This window comes from Vibrio sp. 10N.222.46.A1, assembly GCF_041473595.1.
GTDB classification, from domain to species: Bacteria; Pseudomonadota; Gammaproteobacteria; order Enterobacterales; family Vibrionaceae; genus Vibrio; species Vibrio tasmaniensis_A.
Genome location: NZ_JBFRSN010001127.1, coordinates 1 through 2145 on the forward strand (window position 1 = coordinate 1; position 2145 = coordinate 2145).

Here is a 2145-nt window from a genome sequence, read left to right on the forward strand (position 1 = left end):
TTGGTGCAGTTTCTTAGTACACCGTAATGCGTGAATGTGGTAAATTTGAGTTAACTAAACATTCACTACTTCCGAAAAATAACCCTTAGCAAAGCTAATATGAGCAGAAACTTTGAATGGGCATCTCCAGGCTCAGATTTACTGGAGAAAGAGAGAACGAAAGTAAAGCCACCGGCAATGTATAACGTTGTATTACATAACGATGACTACACGCCCATGGACTTTGTAATCGAGATCCTAGAGCGATTTTTCTCACTAGATATCGAAAAAGCAACGGAAGTGATGCTCAAGGTTCATTATGAAGGTAAAGCTATTTGTGGCACATACAGTGCTGAAATAGCGGAAACAAAGGTAGCGCAGGTAACGATATACTCAAAGGAAAATGAGCATCCGCTACTATGTACAATGGAGCAAGTGTAAATTGCTCGAACAACACTGTTGTTCCCTTAGGAGGTACTTATGCTAAATAAAGAATTAGAGACGAGTTTAAATGGCGCATTTTCTCGTGCGCGAGACAAGCGACATGAATTCATGACTGTCGAACACCTCCTACTAGCATTATTAGAAAATGATGCGGCCAAGGAAGCGCTCCAAGCTTGTCAGGCTGATCTCGATGCTCTTCGCAATGAGCTCGATATTTTTATCGACCAAACGACCCCACTCATCCCTGAAAGCGACGAGACTCGTGAAACCCAGCCCACGCTGAGCTTTCAACGAGTACTTCAGCGCGCTGTTTTTCATGTTCAATCTTCAGGTCGCAGCGAAGTAACAGGTGCAAATGTACTTGTGGCTATTTTTAGTGAGCAAGAATCTCACGCGGCATATCTTCTTAAGAAAAACGACATCAGCCGCTTAGACATAGTGAATTTTATTTCACACGGTATTACCAAAGGCAGCAATGAAGGCGATAGCGGTTCATCTCCTGATTCATTTGGTGGTGCAGAGAATGCCGAAGAAGCTAACTCAGAAGATCGTCTAGAAAATTTTGCGACCAACCTTAACGAAGTAGCGAAGCAAGGTAACATTGACCCACTCATCGGTCGTGACAAAGAGCTAGAACGTACCGTTCAAGTTCTGTGTCGTCGTCGTAAGAACAACCCTCTATTAGTGGGAGAGGCGGGTGTGGGTAAAACTGCTATCGCTGAAGGTCTTGCATGGCGCATCGTTGAAGGCCAAGTCCCTGAAATCATTCAGAGCAGCGTGATTTACTCTTTGGATATTGGTTCATTGCTTGCGGGAACGAAATATCGTGGTGACTTTGAGAAGCGCTTTAAAGCGATTCTGAAGCAACTCGAGAAAGAAGAAGACGCTATCCTGTTCATCGATGAGATCCATACCATTATTGGTGCGGGTGCAGCATCGGGTGGTCAGGTGGATGCGGCAAACCTAATTAAACCGCTATTAAGCAGCGGTAAATTACGTTGTATTGGCTCAACCACTTACCAAGAGTACAGCAGTATTTTTGAGAAGGAGCGTGCTTTATCTCGTCGCTTCCAGAAAATCGATATTGTTGAACCATCGCTAGATGATACAACCAAAATTCTGATTGGCTTGAAGCCAAAATACGAAGCTCACCACGAAGTACGTTACACCAACAAAGCGTTACGTGCCGCTGTGGAGTTGTCTGCTAAGTATATTAATGAACGTCACCTTCCAGATAAGGCGATTGACGTTATTGATGAAGCGGGTGCTCGTAGTCGTTTGGCGCCTGCAAGTCGTCGTAAGAAAACGGTAAGCGTGGCTGATATTGAGTCAATGGTTGCGAAAATGGCGCGTATTCCTGAGAAGTCAGTATCGTCTTCAGACAAAGATACGCTGCAGAAACTGGATGACCGCATGAAAATGTTGGTATTCGGACAAGACCCAGCGATCGATGTATTGAGCGAAGCGATCAAGCTAACTCGTGCAGGGTTGGGAGCAGACAATAAACCTGTTGGTTCATTCTTGTTTGCTGGCCCTACTGGTGTCGGTAAAACAGAGGTGACTGTTCAACTGTCTAAATTGATGGGTATTGAGCTTCTGCGCTTTGATATGTCTGAGTACGGCGAGCGTCACTCGGTAAGCCGCTTGATCGGTGCGCCTCCTGGTTATGTTGGTTATGATCAAGGTGGTCTGCTAACCGATGCTGTTATCAAGAACCCACAC

At 45.0% G+C, this 2145-nt stretch carries 2 protein-coding genes; both read left to right on the top strand.

Features of this window, described 5'->3' with window-relative positions; all coding sequences use genetic code 11:
• Positions 1–99: 99 nt before the first annotated feature.
• Positions 100–420 (top strand): ATP-dependent Clp protease adapter ClpS, encoded by a 321-nt coding sequence (gene clpS / locus AB4496_RS24440; protein WP_102257368.1) that lies wholly within the window; start codon positions 100–102, stop codon positions 418–420.
• A 39-nt stretch (positions 421–459) separates the two neighbouring features.
• A partial coding sequence (locus AB4496_RS24445) for an AAA family ATPase (protein ID WP_372132390.1) occupies positions 460–2145 on the top strand: 1686 nt, incomplete at its 3' end.